12 protein-coding genes are annotated in these 17,719 nt (G+C 66.6%); 8 read left to right on the top strand and 4 right to left on the bottom strand.

Going from position 1 to position 17,719, the window contains the following annotated elements:
• A partial coding sequence (locus ACILQR_RS03640) for a hypothetical protein (protein ID WP_395650142.1) occupies positions 1 to 191 on the top strand: 191 nt, incomplete at its 5' end.
• Here the strand turns inward: ACILQR_RS03640 and ACILQR_RS03635 are convergent.
• Entirely contained in the window at positions 192 to 2,354 is a 2,163-nt protein-coding gene (locus ACILQR_RS03635) for an alpha-glucuronidase family glycosyl hydrolase (RefSeq protein WP_395650141.1), read from the bottom strand.
• A gap of 323 nt (positions 2,355 to 2,677) precedes the next feature.
• Between ACILQR_RS03635 and ACILQR_RS03630 the strand changes: the two genes are divergently transcribed.
• Together ACILQR_RS03630 and ACILQR_RS03625 are read left to right on the top strand one after the other, a co-directional pair.
• A complete protein-coding gene (locus ACILQR_RS03630) occupies positions 2,678 to 3,835 on the top strand; it encodes an SGNH/GDSL hydrolase family protein (RefSeq protein ID WP_395650140.1) in 1,158 nt (385 codons plus the stop codon).
• Positions 3,832 to 4,743 (top strand): polysaccharide deacetylase family protein, encoded by a 912-nt coding sequence (locus ACILQR_RS03625; RefSeq protein ID WP_395650139.1) that lies wholly within the window; start codon positions 3,832 to 3,834, stop codon positions 4,741 to 4,743. Before ACILQR_RS03630 ends, ACILQR_RS03625 begins: the two co-directional genes overlap by 4 nt.
• A gap of 3 nt (positions 4,744 to 4,746) precedes the next feature.
• Here the strand turns inward: ACILQR_RS03625 and ACILQR_RS03620 are convergent, their stop codons facing one another.
• Both ACILQR_RS03620 and ACILQR_RS03615 read right to left on the bottom strand, forming a co-directional pair.
• Positions 4,747 to 5,844, bottom strand: a complete 1,098-nt coding sequence (locus ACILQR_RS03620) for a LacI family DNA-binding transcriptional regulator (RefSeq protein ID WP_395650138.1) — start codon at positions 5,842 to 5,844, stop codon at positions 4,747 to 4,749.
• Between the two features lie 79 nt (positions 5,845 to 5,923).
• Positions 5,924 to 6,943 (bottom strand): LacI family DNA-binding transcriptional regulator, encoded by a 1,020-nt coding sequence (locus ACILQR_RS03615; protein WP_395650137.1) that lies wholly within the window; start codon positions 6,941 to 6,943, stop codon positions 5,924 to 5,926.
• A gap of 279 nt (positions 6,944 to 7,222) precedes the next feature.
• Here ACILQR_RS03615 and ACILQR_RS03610 point away from each other — a divergent pair, with 279 nt between their 5' ends.
• The 4 genes from ACILQR_RS03610 to ACILQR_RS03595 all read left to right on the top strand — a co-directional run bounded on the left by ACILQR_RS03610 (position 7,223) and on the right by ACILQR_RS03595 (position 13,696).
• Positions 7,223 to 10,309 (top strand): TonB-dependent receptor, encoded by a 3,087-nt coding sequence (locus ACILQR_RS03610; protein ID WP_395650136.1) that lies wholly within the window; start codon positions 7,223 to 7,225, stop codon positions 10,307 to 10,309.
• A 119-nt stretch (positions 10,310 to 10,428) separates the two neighbouring features.
• Entirely contained in the window at positions 10,429 to 11,148 is a 720-nt protein-coding gene (locus ACILQR_RS03605) for a SapC family protein (protein ID WP_395650135.1), read from the top strand.
• A complete protein-coding gene (locus ACILQR_RS03600) occupies positions 11,145 to 12,203 on the top strand; it encodes a cupin-like domain-containing protein (RefSeq protein WP_395650134.1) in 1,059 nt (352 codons plus the stop codon). Before ACILQR_RS03605 ends, ACILQR_RS03600 begins: the two co-directional genes overlap by 4 nt.
• 11 nt (positions 12,204 to 12,214) lie before the next feature.
• The gene (locus ACILQR_RS03595) at positions 12,215 to 13,696 is read left to right on the top strand and encodes a tryptophan halogenase family protein (protein WP_395650133.1); all 1,482 of its coding nucleotides are present in this window, start codon (positions 12,215 to 12,217) and stop codon (positions 13,694 to 13,696) included.
• Here the strand turns inward: ACILQR_RS03595 and ACILQR_RS03590 are convergent.
• Positions 13,675 to 14,907 (bottom strand): MFS transporter, encoded by a 1,233-nt coding sequence (locus ACILQR_RS03590; RefSeq protein ID WP_395650132.1) that lies wholly within the window; start codon positions 14,905 to 14,907, stop codon positions 13,675 to 13,677. The genes ACILQR_RS03595 and ACILQR_RS03590 overlap by 22 nt on opposite strands.
• A 168-nt stretch (positions 14,908 to 15,075) precedes the next feature.
• On the opposite strand from ACILQR_RS03590, the gene ACILQR_RS03585 reads away from it, so the two are divergent.
• The gene (locus tag ACILQR_RS03585) at positions 15,076 to 17,685 is read left to right on the top strand and encodes a glucokinase (protein ID WP_395650131.1); all 2,610 of its coding nucleotides are present in this window, start codon (positions 15,076 to 15,078) and stop codon (positions 17,683 to 17,685) included.
• The last annotated feature ends 34 nt before the right edge of the window (positions 17,686 to 17,719 follow it).

Below are 17,719 nucleotides of genomic sequence, written 5' to 3'. Positions count from 1 at the left end.
TGCCTCTGCTGCTCGTTCCATCAAGGCCTGCGTCAGCAGAAGCGAGTGGCGGCGAAGCGGCCGTTTCTGGAGGCTCCATCCAGGTCAGCCGTCCCAACCTCGAAAGCCGCTCGATCTCGTCGTGCCCTTTGTGCCTTCGTTGTGGCCGTTGTGACGAACTTGTCTCCTTCGAAATTTCGTTCGGCGAATGATCAGTTCCCCGGCGCGAACGGGAACGACAGGGCCTTGTAGTAGGCCAGGGGATGGGCCGGGGGCGGCACGCCGGGCGGCACGGCGCGGCCTGAGACGTCGCTGAAATAGGCGATGCTGGCGTCACGCCACCACCGGGCCTCGTTCTGCTGGATCGCGAGGAAGGCGGAGACTTCCTCGAACCGCTGGCTATCGATCTCGGTCTCCAGGCCCGACCAGGTCTGCTGCATCTGCGCGACCGATGCCACACCCCGGTCGTAGGTGTGGACGAGCTCGGTCCAGAGAGGCCGGCCAGAAGGCATCCGGTAGTCCCAGGACAGATGATGGAACCACAGAAGTTCGGTCTGCGGTGTCGTCGCCGGATCAGCCCAGCGGGCGGCGAGGGCCGGGGCGTACTGGGCGATCGCATTGCTGCCTGTCGCGGTACGATCGAAGCCGATCCCGCTCGGGCCGGCCTGATGGTAATAGACCGGGTTCCACTCGGGCCGGGCGAGGTCGGCGACCCAGGGGCCGGGTCCGTAGTGATGGCCAGTGGCCATGACGTGGTGCAGGCCCAGCGGCGTCATATAATCGACCACGGCCTCGCGTGAGGCCATCATCATCTCCACGATCGACCCGACGGCCTGGCCTTCGCTCGTGAAGGTCATGCGGGCCCATTCCTCAGCGATCGGCCGGGCGCGGGCGGCCTGTGGATCCCAGGCCATGCGGCCGAAGACGTACCAGTTGGCCTGATCGAAATGGGAGCCGGACCAGTTGCGGTCCGAGCCGATGTTGGCGACGCCGGCCATCCCGGTCAGGGCGTGCCCGTCGACCGAGCCATCGACGACGCGGGCCACGGTCGCGCCGGGGCCGGGCCGCAGGGTGTCCGACTGCAGCGCCTCTTCGTACAGCGTCCCCAGATAGGCGAGGTGGGTCGCGAACCCGAGGTATTCCTTGGTGATCTGGAATTCGATCATCAGGGGCGTTTTCGGCATGGCCCCGAACATCGGGTGGAAGGGTTCGCGCGGCTGGAAGTCGATGGCCCCGTTCTTGACCTGGACGATGACGTTGTCGCGGAACTGGCCGTCCAGCGGCGTGAAGTCGGCATAGGCCTGTTTGGCGCGGTCGTCGGGGTTCTCGTGCGAATAGACGAAGGCGCGCCACATCACGACGCCGCCATGCGGGGCCACGGCGTCGGCCAGCAGATTGGCACCCTCCGCGTGGGTGCGGTGATAGTCCTGAGGGCCGGGCTGACCCTCCGAGTTCGCCTTGACCAGGAAGCCGCCGAAGTCGGGGATGGCGTTATAGATCTCGTCCGCCTTGGCGCGCCACCAAGCCTGGACCTGGGGGTCGAGCGGGTCGGCGGTGGTCAGGCCCCCGATCTCGATCGGCGCGCTGAACCGCGCAGACAGATAGACCTTGATCCCGTAGGGCCTGAACACATCGGCGAGGGCGGCGGCCTTTTCGATATAGGGCGCGGTCAGGCTTGTGGCGCTCGCGTTGACGTTGTTCAGGACCGTGCCGTTGATGCCGATCGACGCATTGGCCCGGGCATAGTCCGTATACAGAATGGGGGTGAAGTCCGGCAGGCGGTGCCAGTCCCAGATCGACTGACCGGAATAGCCGCGCTCCACATGGCGATCCAGATTGTCCCAGTGATTCAGGACCCGCAGCGCGACCTTGGGGCTCGACGCGATGTCGAGGTCGGCGACCGAATTGCCGGTCTGGATCTGACGCAGGAAGGCGAAGGCCCCGTACAGCAGGCCGACGTCCGTGTTGGCTGCGATCACGGTCACCGCGCCGCCGTCGATCGTCACGCTGCGGATCAGATAGCCGTCGCGGCCGAGGTCGGCGAGCGGCAGATCGAGGGCCGCGATGGCCGGGGCCGAGGCGGTGCCGTAGACGACTGCGCCCGGCCTGATCCTCGGCGTGACGGCCGGGAGTTGACCCAGCAGACCTTCGATGCCGCGCGCCAGTTCGGCGGTGACAATATCGACAGTGGGGCTTCCGGCCTGGGGCGCGAGGCTGAGGGTATGGGGTTGAGCGGCGGCCGCCTGTTCTGCGGGGACGGGCCGGTAGCGCAGCCAGAGGTCATAGCCGTCTTCGGCCCGGACGGCCGTCGGGGCGGAAAGCGCCAGTGCCCAGGCCAGCAGGCAGGACACCACGGTCAGGATGTTCGGTCGCACTTCGCTTTCCTCCATCGACCCGTGACCGGGTTCTCGAGCAGGCCGGGCCGATAGCGGTTGACATCGCCGGGGGCCTGCATTCTGGTAGCGCTATCATGGCATGACCCTGGCGCAAGACCAAGGGCAGAGACGGTGCAAACCGTCGCGGAGGAAACACAGTGTCCAGGTTCACAAACACGGGCGCCGGGCGCTCGGCGGGGGCAATGCCTCAACGACCTTTCGATACGCGCCCGTGGTTCCGTCGGCTTAGCCTCGCACTTCTGTGTCTCGCTTTCAGTTTCAGTGCTGCGGCGGCCCAGGTATCGGCACCGACGGAGCGATGGGTGGGGGCCTGGGCTTCGTCCCAGCAGGTGCCGGAGCCCAACAACGCCCTGCCGACCGGTGCGCTGGACGATGCGACGCTTCGCCAGATCGTACGCCTGACGCTGGGCGGATCGCAGGTCAGGGTTCGGGTATCGAATGTGTTCGGGGTGACTCCGCTGGTGATCACGTCTGCGCGGGTCGCCAGACCTGTGGCGATCGACCGAGCCGCCATCGATCCCGCGACCGATCGTGCCCTGAGTTTCGCCGGACGCCCCGGTGTGACCATCCCGGCCGGGGCGGAGATCACGTCCGACCCGCTGGCGCTGGAGGTCTCGGCCTTGGACAGCCTGGCCGTCAGCCTGCATTTTGCATCGACGCCGTCGGTCCAGACCAGTCACCCGGGGTCGCGCGCCACCTCCTATGTCGCCAGGGGTGACAGAACCGGAGCCGCCGATCTGCCTGACGCCCTGCGTGTCGATCACTGGTACAATCTGTCGGGCGTGGATGTACTGGGGGCCGACGATCGGGTGGCGATCGCGGTGATCGGGGATTCGATCACCGACGGCTATGGCGTGACGGCCAACAGCAATAGGCGGTGGACGGACGGCTTTGCTGAACGTCTCCAGGCGTCGCCAGCGACGGCGCGGCTTTCCGTCCTCAATCACGGGCTCGGGGGCAATCGTGTGCTGCTGGACGGGCTGGGGCCGAACGCCCTGGCACGGTTCGAGCGCGACGTTCTGGGCCAGACGGGCGTCGGCTATTTCATCATCATGGAGGGGGTGAACGACCTGGGCGGCCTGACCCGCGAAAGACCGGCCAGCCCCCAGCAGCAGGCCGACCTCGTGCATTCGGTCACCGCCGCCTATGCCCAGATGGTCGAGCGCGCGCGGGCGCGCGGCATTGTGGCGATCGGGGCGACGATCACCCCGTTCAGCGGATCGGACTACTATCGTCCCCCGGCGGAGACCGAGGCCAGCCGGAACGCCATCAACGCGTGGATACGGACGCCGGGCAATTTCGACGCCGTCATCGATCTCGACGCCGTGATGCGCGATCCGGGCAACCCGAGCCGGCTCCGGCCCGAGGTCGACAACGACGGTCTGCACCCCTCGATCGCCGGGTATCAGACGATGGCGGAGGCCGCCGCCGAAGTCATTTCCAGGATCCAGCAGCCATGACCAGACCGATCGCGCGCTTCATCACGGCCCTGGCCGCCCTCGCCGCCGGAGCGACCCCTCTGACCGCGGCAGCGCAGCAGATCGCCCTGACCTTCGACGACTTGCCGTCTCACAGCGCCTTGCCTAAGGGCGAGACGCGGGTGGGTGTGGCCGCTCGGGTGATCGCAGCGCTCGACGAGGCCGACGCGCCTCCGAGCTATGGGTTCATCAATGGAGGGTCGGTGGTCGCCGATCCTGAAAGCGGGCGCGTTCTGGAACTTTGGCGGGCGGCGGGTCATCCGCTGGGCAACCACACCTGGACGCATATGCGCCTCGATGACGGGGATCGCGGGCCCTTCAAGGCCGAGATCGCGCTGAACGAACCGCTACTGGCGGCCGTCATGGGCGAGGCGGACTGGCGCTGGTTCCGCTATCCGTACCTGTATGAAGGCGCGACGGCTGAGGCACGCGCGGACGTCAGGGGCTTTCTGTCCGGGCGAGGCTATCGCGTGGCCAGCGTCACGCTGAGCTTCGACGACTATGCCTGGAACGAGCCCTATGCCCGTTGTGCCGACAAGGGGGACGCCGAGGCCATCGAACGGCTGGAGGCCAGCTTTCTGGCGTCCGCGCGCGCCAGTCTGATCCAGGCCCGTGCCCGGTCGAAGGCGGCCTTGGGGCGCGACATTCCCTATGTGCTGCTGATGCATATCGGGGCGTTCGACGCCCGCATTCTGCCCAGGCTGCTTGACCAGTACCGTCGTGACGGAGCGACCTTCTTAACGCTTGAACAGGCGCAGGCCGACCCCTTCTATGCCGGTGATACGCAGACGCCGCTTGCGACGGATCAACTGGGCCTGCCGTCCTTTGCCGGGGAACCGCAGGGCTCGGTGATTCCGGCCGATCTCGATCGGATGTGTCGCCCCGGCTGAGCCTCAGGCTTCGCCGGCCTTCGCCGTTTTCGATTTCGTCGGCTTTGCCCCCAGGCGGGCAGGGGGCGCGTCCGATTGGCGAAGGATCAGGTGATAGGGCATGATCTCGTCAACGGGCTTGGCGGCCTGGCCCGAGCCCTTGCGCCGGATCGCCTCGGCCAGCAGCAGGACTGCGTTTCGCGACATCTCCGAGACCGGCTGGCGGATCGTCGTCAGTTCGGGCCAGACGGTCGTGGCCAGGGCGGTATCGTCGAAACCGCACACCGTCAGATCGCGCGGCACGTCCAGCCCGAGACGGTGGGCGACCGCGATGGTGGCGGCGGCCATGTCGTCGTTGCTGGCGAAGATGGCTGTCGGAGCGACGGGAAGCGACAACAGTCGATCGGCCGCATCACGACCGGAATGATAGGTGAAGAAACCCTGCGCCACGAGCTCGGGATCGACGGCGATCCCCTCCGCCGCCAGGGCCGCGACATAGCCCTCGTAGCGTTGCGCGCTGGCCGTCTGGTTGGGGTGTCCCCGGATGAACCCGATCCGGCGATGTCCGCGCTCGATCAGGTGGCGGGTCATCGCCTCTGCGGCGTGGAAGTCATCGATCCGGACGGCGGACGCGGACACGGGAGGTTCGCCGGTAGCGACCACGACCGTCGGCAATCCCGCCAGCCTCAGACCCTCGACGATCGCGGCGGCGTCGCACAGGGGGGGTGGCAGGATCACGCCGTCCACGCCGGCGGCGACAAGCCGGTCCACGGCCCGCAGCTCGGCCTCCTCGGTATCGCATTTCTGCACGACCAGCTGGAAACCGCTGCGGCTGCACTGATCCAGGCTGCCGAGCAGGAATTCGCTCAGATAGGCCGCGCTGGGGTTTGAATACAGCAGGCCGACGCTGATCGCGCTGGCGCTGGCCAGGTTCCGCGCCGCGGCATTGGGCGCGTAGCCCAGCTCGCGGATCGCCTCGCTGACGCGTTCACGCGTACTCTCGCGGACGTTCTTTTCGCCGTTGATGACGCGGGACACCGTCATCGGCGACACGCCCGCGTGGCGGGCCACGTCGGTGATGGTCTGGCCGCCGGCGCGGCGCCGCTTCGTCCTCTGATCCAAGCCGGCCTCCCCCTTGGCGGTCATGTTTCATAACCGTGTCGGGCCGGGACGGCGAGGGCGGTGAAGAGCAGGGCCTGTGTCACCGCCGGGCCGGCCCGGAGGATTCGCGGATCAGCAGGGAATGGGCGTGGTCCTGGCGCATGGTCACCGGCGTACCGTCCAGCTGGGCCACGACCATGTCCGTGGCCGATGCGGCCATCTCGAAAACGGGCTGCCTTATCGTGGTCAGGCGCGGCCAGGTGATTCGCGAGACTTCCGAATCGTCGAAGCCGACGATCGAGACGTCCTCGGGGACCGACAGGCCGCGCTCACGGGCCGCCATCAGGGCACCGACGGCCATGTCGTCGTTCTGGGCCAGGATCGCGGTCATCCCGGCCTTGCGGTCGAACAGCCGGCTCGCGGCCTCGTAACCGCTGGCGCGAGTGAACAGTCCGGGCTCGATCATGTGCGGGTCAAGCACGACGCCGGCCGCGTCGAAGGCCTGGCGGTAGCCGGTCAGGCGCGCGTTGCTGGAGGCGTGGGTGGGATCGCCCATGATCACCGCGATCGAGACATGGCCCAGGCCCAACAGATGTTCGGCGATCTCCCGCCCAGCAGCGACGTCGTCGATCAGGTTGCTGGGGCCGGCTTCCAGGTTCTGGGTCGGAGCGATCCGCGCAAAGCGAATGCCGGCGGCGGTCAGGTCGGCCAGGATGCGCGGATTGTCGGATGCGGGCGGTGCCAGAACCACGCCGTCCAGGGCCGCAGAGCGCAGCAGTCCCACCACTTCGGCGGCGCGATCCTGGACTGACGACACCGGGATCACGACAAGACGGTAGTGGGCCAGCCGGAGCCGATCCAGCACGCCCATCTGCAGTTCGACAACATAGCTGGGGGAGGGGTTTTCGTAGAGGAGGCCGATCAGGTGAGACCGGCGCCGGACCAGGCCCTGGGCAAAGACGTTGGGATGATAGTCGAGTTCCTGGGCCGCCTCGCGCACACGTTCCCTGACTGCGGCGCTGACGTTGGGAGCGTCATTGAAGACCCGCGACACGGTCTTGATCGACACACCGGCCTTCAAGCCGACATCGACGATGGTCGCGCGCCGTATCTCCTTCACCAATTCTGCCGGTCCTTCTGGCGCTGTTGCCCGTGATTCACGGCTAGCCGCTTGCGCGGGCCGGGTCCAGCGTGGAGCTTGAACCACATTTGGGACATCATTCCGATAGCGCTAACATAATCGCCATTGACAACGTGCGACAACTGGCCGATTTCTAACCTGCGAGTGGCACAAACGCCGCCGAATAAAACAGACGTCGGCTAAGCCGACGCGGAGGGAAACATGAGGGAAATGACGTTCATAAAGACGCTTGCGCGCTCGAGTTCAGCTCTCGCGCTGATGACCGGCCTGATGCTGCCGGCCGCCGCGATGGCCCAGACCGCGCCTGCCGGGCAGCAACCGGATGCGACGGCCCTGGATGAAATCGTCGTCACGGGGGTCCGGGCCAGCCTGGATCGGGCGATGGACATCAAGCGCAACTCCTCGGGCGTCGTGGACGCCATTTCCGCCGAAGACATCGGCAAATTCCCCGACACCAACCTGGCCGAGTCGCTCCAGCGCGTCAGCGGCGTGTCGATCAACCGCGTCAACGGCGAAGGCTCCGAAGTGACGGTCCGCGGCTTCGGCGGCGGCTTCAACCTCGTCACCCTGAACGGCCGGCAGATGCCGACCGCCAACGTCGTCGCCGTCGGCGGCGACCAGAACGTCGACTTCGCGACGGCGACCAGCCGCTCGTTCGACTTCTCCAACATCGCTTCCGAAGCCGTGGGTCGTCTCGAGGTCTACAAGACCGGCCGGGCTGAAATGCCCTCGGGCGGTATCGGTGCCACGATCAACGTCGTCACCCGCCGGCCGCTCGACAACCGTGAATCCGGCCTGCAAGGCAGCTTCGGCGTCAAGGCCGTCGCCGACACCAGCGTCGATCGCGGCGATGAGATCACGCCCGAAGCTTCCGGCCTGCTGAGCTGGACCGACGACAATCAGAAGTTCGGCGTCCAGGTCTTCGGTAGCTACCAGAGCCGCGACAGCGCCGCCGCCAGCGCCACGTCGAACGCCTGGAACATCCGCACCCGCGACGTCTTCCTCGATCCGGCCAACGGCTTCGTCAATGCCCAGACGACGGTCACCAACCGTCCGTCGACCAACCAACTGATCGCGGTTCCGAACGACAGCCGCTATCACTTCTCGGAATCGACCCGCGAGCGGATCAACGGCCAGGCCGTGTTCCAGTGGCGTCCGATGGACACCCTGACCCTGACTGCCGACGTTCTGTACGCCCAGAACAGCACGACCGAGGCCCGGTCCGACCAGACCAACTGGTTCAACCGTCCCTTCCGCCAGGTGACGTTCGACACCAACCCCGCCGTCGCCACCACCGTCCTGCTCCAGGAGAACATCAACGGCGTCAAGGACACCGGTTTCGAGCAACAGTATCGCGCGACCAAGGACACCATCGAGTCCTTCGGCCTGAACGCGAAATGGGACCTGTCGGACAATTTCTCGATCAACATCGACGGTCACATGTCGACGGCCGAGAGCCTGCCCGACGCGCCGAACGGTACGTCGTCGACCCTGATCAGCATGGGCGCCCCGGTCGTGGCCGCTCACTCGGTCGACTACTCAAGCGGCTTCCCGGTCCAGACGATGACCATCAACGACGCGCTGCGCGGCAACAACAACGGCCGCCTCGACATCGGGGACATCGGTTCGCAGATCGCCCGGACCAACGCCTCGCAGCAGCGCCAGGAGATCAAGGAACTGCACGCCGTCGGTACCTATGACTTCGGTGGCGGCAGCCGGTTCGACTTCGGTGCCAACTACATCAACTCCGAGATGACGAGCCAGCGCACCCAGACCCAACAGACGCTGGGCGACTGGGGCATCACCAACCCGGGCGACGTCAATCGCTTCGCCGCCGGCCTGCTGGAAGAGTTCTGCATCACCTGCCAGTTCGACAGCTTCAACCCGGGTGCCACCGGTGCGTCGCTGGTCGGCTTCCGCGGCAATGCGGTCGACATCTACAACGCCCTGTCGGCCGTCTATGCTCGCGACCGGAGCCCGCTCAACAACACCGCCGAGCCGGGCAATGCGAACTCGATCACCGGTCAGGACTTCAACACCGTCGAGGAAGAGACCTTCGCCGTGTTCGGACAGATGTCCTGGGACGGCGAGATCGGCGCCATGCCGGCCTCGATGACGGCGGGTATCCGTTACGAATCGACGGATGTCCTCTCGACCTCGCTGGTCGCCGTTCCGACCGAAATCCGCTGGACCGCCGACAACGACTTCACCCGCATCGTGGGGGCCCAGGTCCAGCCGATCAGCGGCGAGGGCAGCTATGACTACTGGCTGCCGGCCCTGGACTTCTCGATCGAGCCTCACGAAGACGTCAAGCTGCGCGCATCGTTCGGCCGTACCCTGGCCCGTCCTGACTTCGGCAATCTGTTCGCGGCCAGCACGATCAACGCGCCGGGACGTCCGACGGCGATCGGTGGCGTCGCCACCGGCAACTCGGGCAACCCGAACCTGCAGCCGCTGCTGTCGGACAACATCGACTTCTCGGCGGAGTGGTATTTCGCCCCGTCCAGCTATGTCTCGATCGGCTATTTCGACAAGCAGGTTCGCAACTTCATCGGCCAGGGTCAGTTCACGCGGAACCTGTTCGGCCTGCGTGACCCGTCGTCGGGAGCCGCCGGCTCGCGGTCCGGCACGGCCCGCACGCAGTTGACCACGCTCGGCGCCGACATCTCGGACGTCAACCTGTTCACCTACACGGCGCTGCTGATCCAGAACAACGGCAACGTCGCAGCCGCGACCGCCCAGTTCGAGGCCCAGCGGACCGGACCGAACCGGTCGCTGAACCAGGCCTTCGTCGACTCCACCCTGGCGGCCGTCGACATCTCTGCCGACGCCAACGATCCGCTGTTCCAGGTCTCGGTGGCTCAACCGGTCAACCAGCAGGAAGCCAACATCAACGGCTTCGAGTTCGCCGGTCAGTACTTCCTGGGCGACACCGGCTTCGGCATCGCCGGCTCCTATACGATCGTCAACGGCGACGTGGACATCGATGTCGGTGCCGACCCCAGCATCGACCAGTTCGCTCTGCTGGGCTTGTCGAACAGTGGCAACGTGACGCTGATCTACGACAAGTACGGCTTCTCCGCCCGCGTCGCCTACAACTGGCGCGACAAATACCTCAGCGAGACCAACCGCGGTGGTGGCGACAGAAACCCGGTGTTCACCGAACCCTTCGGTACCCTGGACATGAACGTCAGCTATGACGTGAATGAGAACATCGCCATCTCGTTCGAAGGCATCAACCTGACCAGCGAGACGGTGAGAACCCACGGCCGTGACGAGACGAACCTCTGGTTCGCCCAGGAGCTGAAACCGCGCTACCTCCTCGGCGCCCGCATGCGCTTCTGACCCGATCGCATACGGTTCTGGGGCCGCCGCTCGTCGGCGGCCCCTTTTTTTTGGTCGCCCCGTCCGATTGCCACGCGGCGCGGACGCGATCATCCTCCACGGCCGACGAGGGTGCGCCTGTGACGAGTATCGTGCTTCTGAACAATATCGACCACGCCGACCTGCGGGTCCGTGGAGGATACGGGGCCGAGTTCGGCGATGCCGTGAACCAGACACGGGTCTTCCCGGCCGAGTTCGAGGCGTTGCAACGCGAGTATCCGATCCTGTTCCGCCGGGACGCTGCGGGGGCCTATTATTCCGTCGTGCTGCTGGGCCTGGAGCGGGACGAGAACCTCTTTCTGGACGGCGACGAATGGCGCGCGCGCTACGTGCCGGCCACCCACCGTCGGGGTCCGTTCTCGATCGGCCTGCAGGCTGCGACGGACGGACACGGGCGCGAAGCGAAGATCAATGTCGATCTGGATCATCCGCGTTTGAAGGACGGCGCAGGCGAACCCGTGTTCCTGCGTCACGGAGGGGCGGCCCCCTGTCTCGACCGGGCCAGCGATGCGCTGTCGGTCGTCTATGACGGACTGGAGCGCGAGGCGTCGATGTTTGCGGCCTTCGAGGCCGCCGGGCTGATCGAGCCGGTCGCCATCGACATCACGGTGGGGGAGGGGGACCGCTACGACCTCGACGGCGTGCATGCCCTTTCACGGGAGCGTCTAGACCGATTGGACGGGCCAGCACTGGATGCCCTTCACCGCGCCGGGTGGCTGGCTGTGGCGATCCAGGCGGTCTCATCACTCGGCAACATCGAACACCTGATCGCGCTCAAGACGGCCAAGGGCGTCCTGTGAGCCAGGCCGCCGCTACAAACCTCGGCCGGGTGACGCGGCGGACCCGGGTCGTGGAGACGGCGCCGGGCTCGGTCGTCGATGTGGACGGCCTGCTGGCGGCGCAGACGCCCGTGATCCTCAGGGGACTGGCCAGAGATTGGCCGCTGGCCCGGGCCGGGCGTTCAGGACCCCACGACGCCGTCGCCTATCTGAAGGGGTTCGACGCCGGCCGACCGGTCGTGGGCTATACCGGAGCACCGGAGATCGGCGGGCGGTACTTCTATCAGGATGATCTTCAGACGCTGAATTTCGACGCCCAGCGAGTGCCGCTCGGCACCTATCTGGATTTTGCCCTGACCCTGATCGGAGCCGATCGGCCGCCGTCGGTCTATGTCGGTTCGACCGATCTGGACGCCTATCTGCCGGGGTTGGGCCAGGAGAACCATCTGGTCTTTCCGGTGTCCGGTGACGACGGCCGAGACCCGCCTGTGGTCAGCATCTGGATGGGCAACCGGACGACGGCGGCGACCCATTTCGACATGTCGAACAACCTGGCCTGCTGCCTGGTGGGACGGCGCCGGTTCACCCTGTTTCCGCCCGATCAGATCGAGAACCTGTACCCCGGTCCGCTGGAGCCGACGCCGGGGGGACAGGTCGTCAGCCTGGTCGATCCGTCCGCGCCCGATCTGGACCGGTTCCCGCGCTTTGCCCTGGCCGCCGAGGCCGGTGAAGTGGCGGAACTGGAACCGGGGGATGTGCTCTTCTACCCGGCCCTGTGGTGGCACAATGTCGAGGCGCTGGACGACTTCAATGCCATGATCAACTACTGGTGGAACGCGGCGCCGGCCTTCATGGACACGCCGATGACGACCCTGACGCACGGCCTGCTGAGCCTGCGTGGCCGCCCCGAGGCGGAGAAGGCCGCGTGGAAGTCGCTGTTCGACTTCTACGTCTTCGGTGAGCCCGACAAGGCGTCGGGTCACCTGCCAGAGGCGGCGCGCGGCGATCTTGCGCCGCTGGACGAGCGGGCGGCCCGACGGTTGCGCGCCCGCGTCCTGCAAAAACTCAATCGATAGGAGGGCCGACCATGGACCAGCGAAAGACCCGGGTGGTGATCGCAGGCGGCGGAACGGCCGGCTGGCTGGCCGCCGCCGTCCTGACCCGTCAGCTGGGGCAGTTGATCGACGTGACCCTGGTCGAGTCCGCAGAGATCGGCACAGTCGGCGTCGGGGAATCGACCATCCCCACGGTGCGGTCCTTCCATGCGTTGATGGGGCTGGACGAGCGCGAGTTCATGCGCACGACGGGCGCCACCTTCAAGCTGGGGATCTCGTTCGAGAACTGGAGCCGCGAGGGCTCGCGCTACATCCACTCCTTCGGTGATGTCGGGAAGTCGACCTGGATGGGCGATTTCCAGCATTTCTGGCTCGATGCGCGCCGGCGCGGTCTGGCCGGCGATCTGGGCGAATACTGTTTCGAGCATCAGGCGGCGGATGCCGACAAGTTCATGACCGGGCCCGATGGGCGGCTGAACTATGCCTATCACCTGGACGCCGGGCGCTATGCCCGGTTTCTACGCGCCCGCAGCGAGTCCGGTGGCTTGCGGCGCGTGGAGGGACGGATCTCGCGGGTGGAGCGCGATGCCGACGGCGGCCTGATCGAGGCGCTGGTGCTGGCGGACGGGCAGCGGATCGATGGCGACCTGTTCCTGGATTGCACAGGCTTCCGGGCGCTGCTGATCGGCGACGCCCTGGGCGTGGGGTTCGAGGACTGGGGCGAGTGGTTGCCGACCAACCGGGCGTTGGCGGTGCAGACGACCTCGACCGGACCGGCCGTGCCCTATACGCGGGCTATTGCCCATGACGCCGGATGGCGCTGGCGCATCCCGCTGCAGCACCGTGTCGGGAACGGGCTGGTCTATGCGTCGGATCACCTGTCGGACGACGAGGCCCATGCGCGGCTGCTGGGTGCGCTGGACGGCGAGCGGTTGATCGAGCCGGGGTTGATCCGTTTTCGGACGGGCCGGCGCATGCGCACCTGGGAAGGCAACTGTATCGCACTGAGCCTTGCCGCCGGGTTCGTGGAGCCGCTGGAGTCCACCAGCATCCACCTGATCATGACGGGGCTGACCCGCCTGATGCAGCAGTTTCCGTTCGACGGGATCAGCCCGGCCGTGGTCTCGCGGTTCAACGCCCAGTCCCGCGCCGAACTGGAGGGGATCCGCGATTTCATCATCCTGCACTATCATCTGAACGACCGGCCCGAGCCCTTCTGGCGGCGGCAGCGCGAGATGTCGGTGCCCTCGACCCTGGTCGAGCGGATCGCCCTGTTCGAGGAAAGCGCTCAGGCCTATCAGTCGCCGGACGATCTGTTCCGGGTCGCCTCCTGGATGCAGGTGCTGTTGGGGCAGGAGGTTCAGCCGCGGGCCCACCACCGGATGGCCGAACTCATTCCCGACGAGCAACTGACCAAGGCCCTGAGCGACCTGAAGGGCTCCATCGACCGGGCGGTCACGGCGCTGCCAAAGCACCAGGCCTTCGTCGAAAGCTATTGCCGCGAAGAGGTCTGATCCACAGAGGTCGCCGGTTCCCTGACGACCAGCATCAGCAGTCCTGCCAAGGCGGTGATCGTGGCGAGGATCAGCATCAGGGGGCGAAAGCCGCCGGCGGTCACGACGGTCACGGTCAGCCACGGGCCGAAGATGCTGGGAACGGTGTTGGCGAGGTTCACGAAGCCGAGATCCCGGCCCCGATGGTCCGGGGAAGGCAGAATCCGCATGGCGTAGGTGGTCTGCAGGGCCAGGAAGACGCCGCTCGAACAGGCGAACAGCAGATAGCCGAGAGCGGCAGGCTCCCACCGGGGAAATGCGGCCATGACGGCAAGGCCCGCTACGGCGACCGCCGCATTGGCGGCCAGCAGGGACCGCCGTGATCCGGTTCGGTCCGACAGTCGGCCCAGAAAGATGGCGAGCGGAACGCTCAGAACCGCCGCCACGCCGGGAAGCCAGGCGATGCGGGCCGCAAGATCGCGTGACGTCAGTTGGGCGTCGCCATGGTCGACGCTCTGGAAATAGAAGAGGAAGAAGGCTAACAGGATCAGGCTGGCCATCTGGACCAGCCACCGGGACGCGGTAACCACGACGAGGTTTCGCACGCGCCCGACGGCGCGGCTCGACGGCGCGCTGGCCTCCGGCTGCTCCGGCGTCGGGGCGCGTAGGAACAGGAAGGGCAGGATGGCCAGGGCACCGGCACTGCCGACTAACGCCAGTTGAAGACCTTCCGTCATGCTGGCCGGCGCGGTGACGACGACGGCGGCCAGGGCCCCGAACGGATAGGCTGCGCCGATCAGGCCGCCCAGCAGACCCTTTTGCGCATCCGGCACCTCGTCTGCGGCCAGGGCGACCAGAGGGGCCAGCAGGATGTTCAGCACCAACTGGAAGGCGATCATAGCAGCGGCCAATTCCACCGCCGACCGGCTCGCCGAGACGGCGGCGAGGGCCAGCAGGGTCAGCACGAGCCCCGCGCCGACCCAGGGACGACGCCCGGTGCCCAGCCGCACGCTGCGATCGCTGAGGTGGCCGGCGACGATATTGCTGACGCTGGCCGCCAGAGCACCCCCGACGGTGATCAGGGCCAGCAAGGCCAGCTTGTCGTCCGGCCGAATGAGCTCGGCCTTCAGCGGCAGCAAAAGCGTCAGCAGGGGAACATACAGGACAGCCCCGCCGCCATAGGCGAGCGCGTACAGGGCAAGATATCCGGGTGAGCGTCTGGATGATGTCATCTGAGGACCGCTGAGGCAGGGTTCATCGTTGTACGGCATCCGGCTGGCGAGAAGGACGGTCTGCCCTGGCCACTCAAACGTCAACCTCGCTCGCCCTAGACTTGTGATTACTCAGACATTTTTAACGAGAGTCGGTGTTCATGGTTAAAAAGGATACGGGCGGAATCCATGGCACTGGGAATTGTAGGCGACGTCACGCCATCGCTATGCCGGTTCGCGTTCCTCGATAGCTTCGAGGGCGGCCGGCCGCTGTTTTCCGGGTATGACGAGCGCCCGGTCGCGGAGTTTGCGACGCCTGTCGACGCCCTGGGCAGTTTCCTGGCCGCGTCCGGCCGATCGCGACCCGAGCGACTGAGCCTGGCCGTCGCCGCGCCTGTCGGGTCCGACACCGTCACGATCACCCAGTCGGGCTGGCGGTTCTCGGGGCGGGATTTCGAGACCGTCCTGGGCTTCAGCGGCGTACGTCTGATTAACGATTCTGCGGCGGTGGCTCGCAGCGTCACGCGTCTGGACCGCAGCGACACCCTGTCGATCGGCCGTTTCGCTCCACCGGTTCAAGGGCTTGAGGCCGGCCGGTACGCGATCGTCAGCCCCGACTTTGGCCTGGGCGTGTCGGCGATCGACATCGACGGCTCAGGCTCGCGCGTCATCGACACCGAGGGCGGCCACCTGGCCTTCGCGCCGTCGAACGATCTCGAGATCGAGCTGCTGCGGCGGCTGACGATCATTCATGGCCGTGTCTCCTACGAGCGACTGATTTCCTGGCCCGGCCTGGCCGCCCTGCATTCGGTGATGGTCGAGATCGAGGGTGGGGTCTGCGAGCCCCTGACTCCGCTGGAGGTGCTGCTGCACGCCCGGACCGGGTCCGACGAGGCCTGCGCGCGGTCGGTGGATCAGTTCCTGGGGATCCTTGGTGACTTCGCGGGTCAGGCGGCTCTGTCGCTTGGCGTGACCCAGGGTGTCTTCCTGACCGGACGATTCGTCCTGGAAGCCCAGGCCATGTTCGAGGCCAGTCCCTTCCGGGCCCGCTTCGACACCAAGGGACGGCTGAGCCCGGTCGCAACCGGCCTGTCGACCTGGGCCCTGGTCAATCCGGCCTGCGCCCTGATCGGGGCCGCGGAGCTGCTGGCTGCGCCCGCGCGCCGGGTTCGCGACACGAGCCGAGGCTCAACGGATTCTTCCGCCACCACGACCGGCCTGACCGCAGACATGGCCCAGGCTGCGCTGATCGGCGCGGATGTCGGCCTGATGATCCTGGATGAGTCCCTGCGCCTGGTCGCCATGAACGATCGCCTCTGGACCGGTCTGGGGCTGCCGTCGGCGATGCGATCGCCCGGCCTTCCGCTGTCCAAGATTCTGCACCGCCTGCAATCGCGGGGGTGCTGGTCCAAATCGGTCAGGAAAGCCTTCCAGTCTGCGATGGCGGCGGGCGAGCCCGCGAGCGCCGACTGGCGGACCACCGGAGGCCGGGTTCTGCATCCCGTGGCTACGCGGATCGCGGGCGGTTGGGTGGTGACCGCGCACGACGTCTCCATCGCCGCGCGCCGCGCGCTGGAACTGGAGGTCATCGCCGACCGGCTGCGCTCGGCCAAGATCGAGGCCGAGGCGGCTAACAGCGCCAAGTCGTCCTTCCTGGCGATGATGAGCCACGAAATCCGCACGCCGCTGAACGGTGTGCTCGGCATGGTTCAGGCCATGGAGGTTGATCCGCTGTCGTCGGTGCAGCGCGAGCGCCTGGACGTCGTGCGCCAGTCCGGTGAGGCCTTGCTGGCGATCCTCAACGACATCCTGGATCTGGCCAAGATCGAGGCCGGCAAGCTGGTTCTCGAAGAGATTGATTTCGACCTGGAAGAGCTGCTGCGCGGGGCTCACGCAGCATTCACGGCGCTGGCGAACAAGAAGGGCCTGTCCTTCGGTCTGGTCACCGAGCCGCAGGCGCGCGGTGTCTGGCGCGGCGACCCGACACGTGTCCGCCAGATCGTCTACAACCTGATCTCCAACGCGCTCAAATTCACCGAGGCCGGTGAGGTGCGGGTCAGGGCGGATACGGAGGGCGACGTCCTTCGTTTGACGGTATCGGACACCGGCATCGGCATGAGCGAGGAGGCCGTGGCCTCATTGTTCGAGAAATTCACCCAGGCCGACGCATCCACGACGCGGCGGTTCGGCGGCACGGGCCTGGGGCTGTCGATCTGCGGTGACCTGGCCACGCTCATGGGCGGGGCTGTCAGGGTCGAGACGCGTCTGGGTGAGGGGACCGCCTTCACCATTGTCCTGCCCCTTGAACGCGGTTGCGAGCAGCTGCGCGTCGAAGCGCCTGTCTCACAGGCGGAAAGCGGACGGCCCGAGTCGACGCTCAAGGTCCTCGCCGCCGAGGACAACACCGTCAACCAGCTGGTCCTGAAGACCCTGCTGCATCAACTGGGCGTCGATCTGACGGTCGTTGATGACGGTCGGGCGGCCGTCGAGGCCTGGAGCGGGCAGGAGTGGGACATCATCCTGATGGACGTCCAGATGCCCGTCATGGATGGCCCGACCGCCGCACGCACCATTCGCGAGATGGAGGCCGAGGCAGGACGGGCCCGGACACCGATCATCGCCCTGACCGCCAATGTCATGAGCCACCAGACCGAATCGTATCGGGCCGCCGGGATGGACGGATGCGTGGCCAAGCCGTTGCAGATCGCCCTTCTGGTCGAAGCGATCCATTCCGCGATGATCGCGAACGCCGAACAGGGCGAGGAAAACGCCGTCACTGCTAGGCATGAGGCCGCCTGAGCTGACAACGCTGTCAATTTTGATGCAGCGATCT

It is taken from the genome of Brevundimonas sp., from assembly GCF_044239655.1.
In the GTDB taxonomy this organism is placed as follows: domain Bacteria; phylum Pseudomonadota; class Alphaproteobacteria; order Caulobacterales; family Caulobacteraceae; genus Brevundimonas.
The sequence above is the reverse complement of the archived record's forward strand: the minus strand, read 5'-3'. Positions and strand labels throughout refer to the sequence as shown.

Coding starts and splice junctions, on each gene's coding strand:
- ACILQR_RS03625 (WP_395650139.1), top strand. CDS start 3,832: ATGACCAGACCGATCGCGCGCTTCATCACGGCCCTGGCCGCCCTCGCC.
- ACILQR_RS03595 (WP_395650133.1), top strand. CDS start 12,215: ATGGACCAGCGAAAGACCCGGGTGGTGATCGCAGGCGGCGGAACGGCC.
- ACILQR_RS03590 (WP_395650132.1), bottom strand. CDS start 14,907: ATGACATCATCCAGACGCTCACCCGGATATCTTGCCCTGTACGCGCTC.
- ACILQR_RS03610 (WP_395650136.1), top strand. CDS start 7,223: ATGACCGGCCTGATGCTGCCGGCCGCCGCGATGGCCCAGACCGCGCCT.
- ACILQR_RS03585 (WP_395650131.1), top strand. CDS start 15,076: ATGGCACTGGGAATTGTAGGCGACGTCACGCCATCGCTATGCCGGTTC.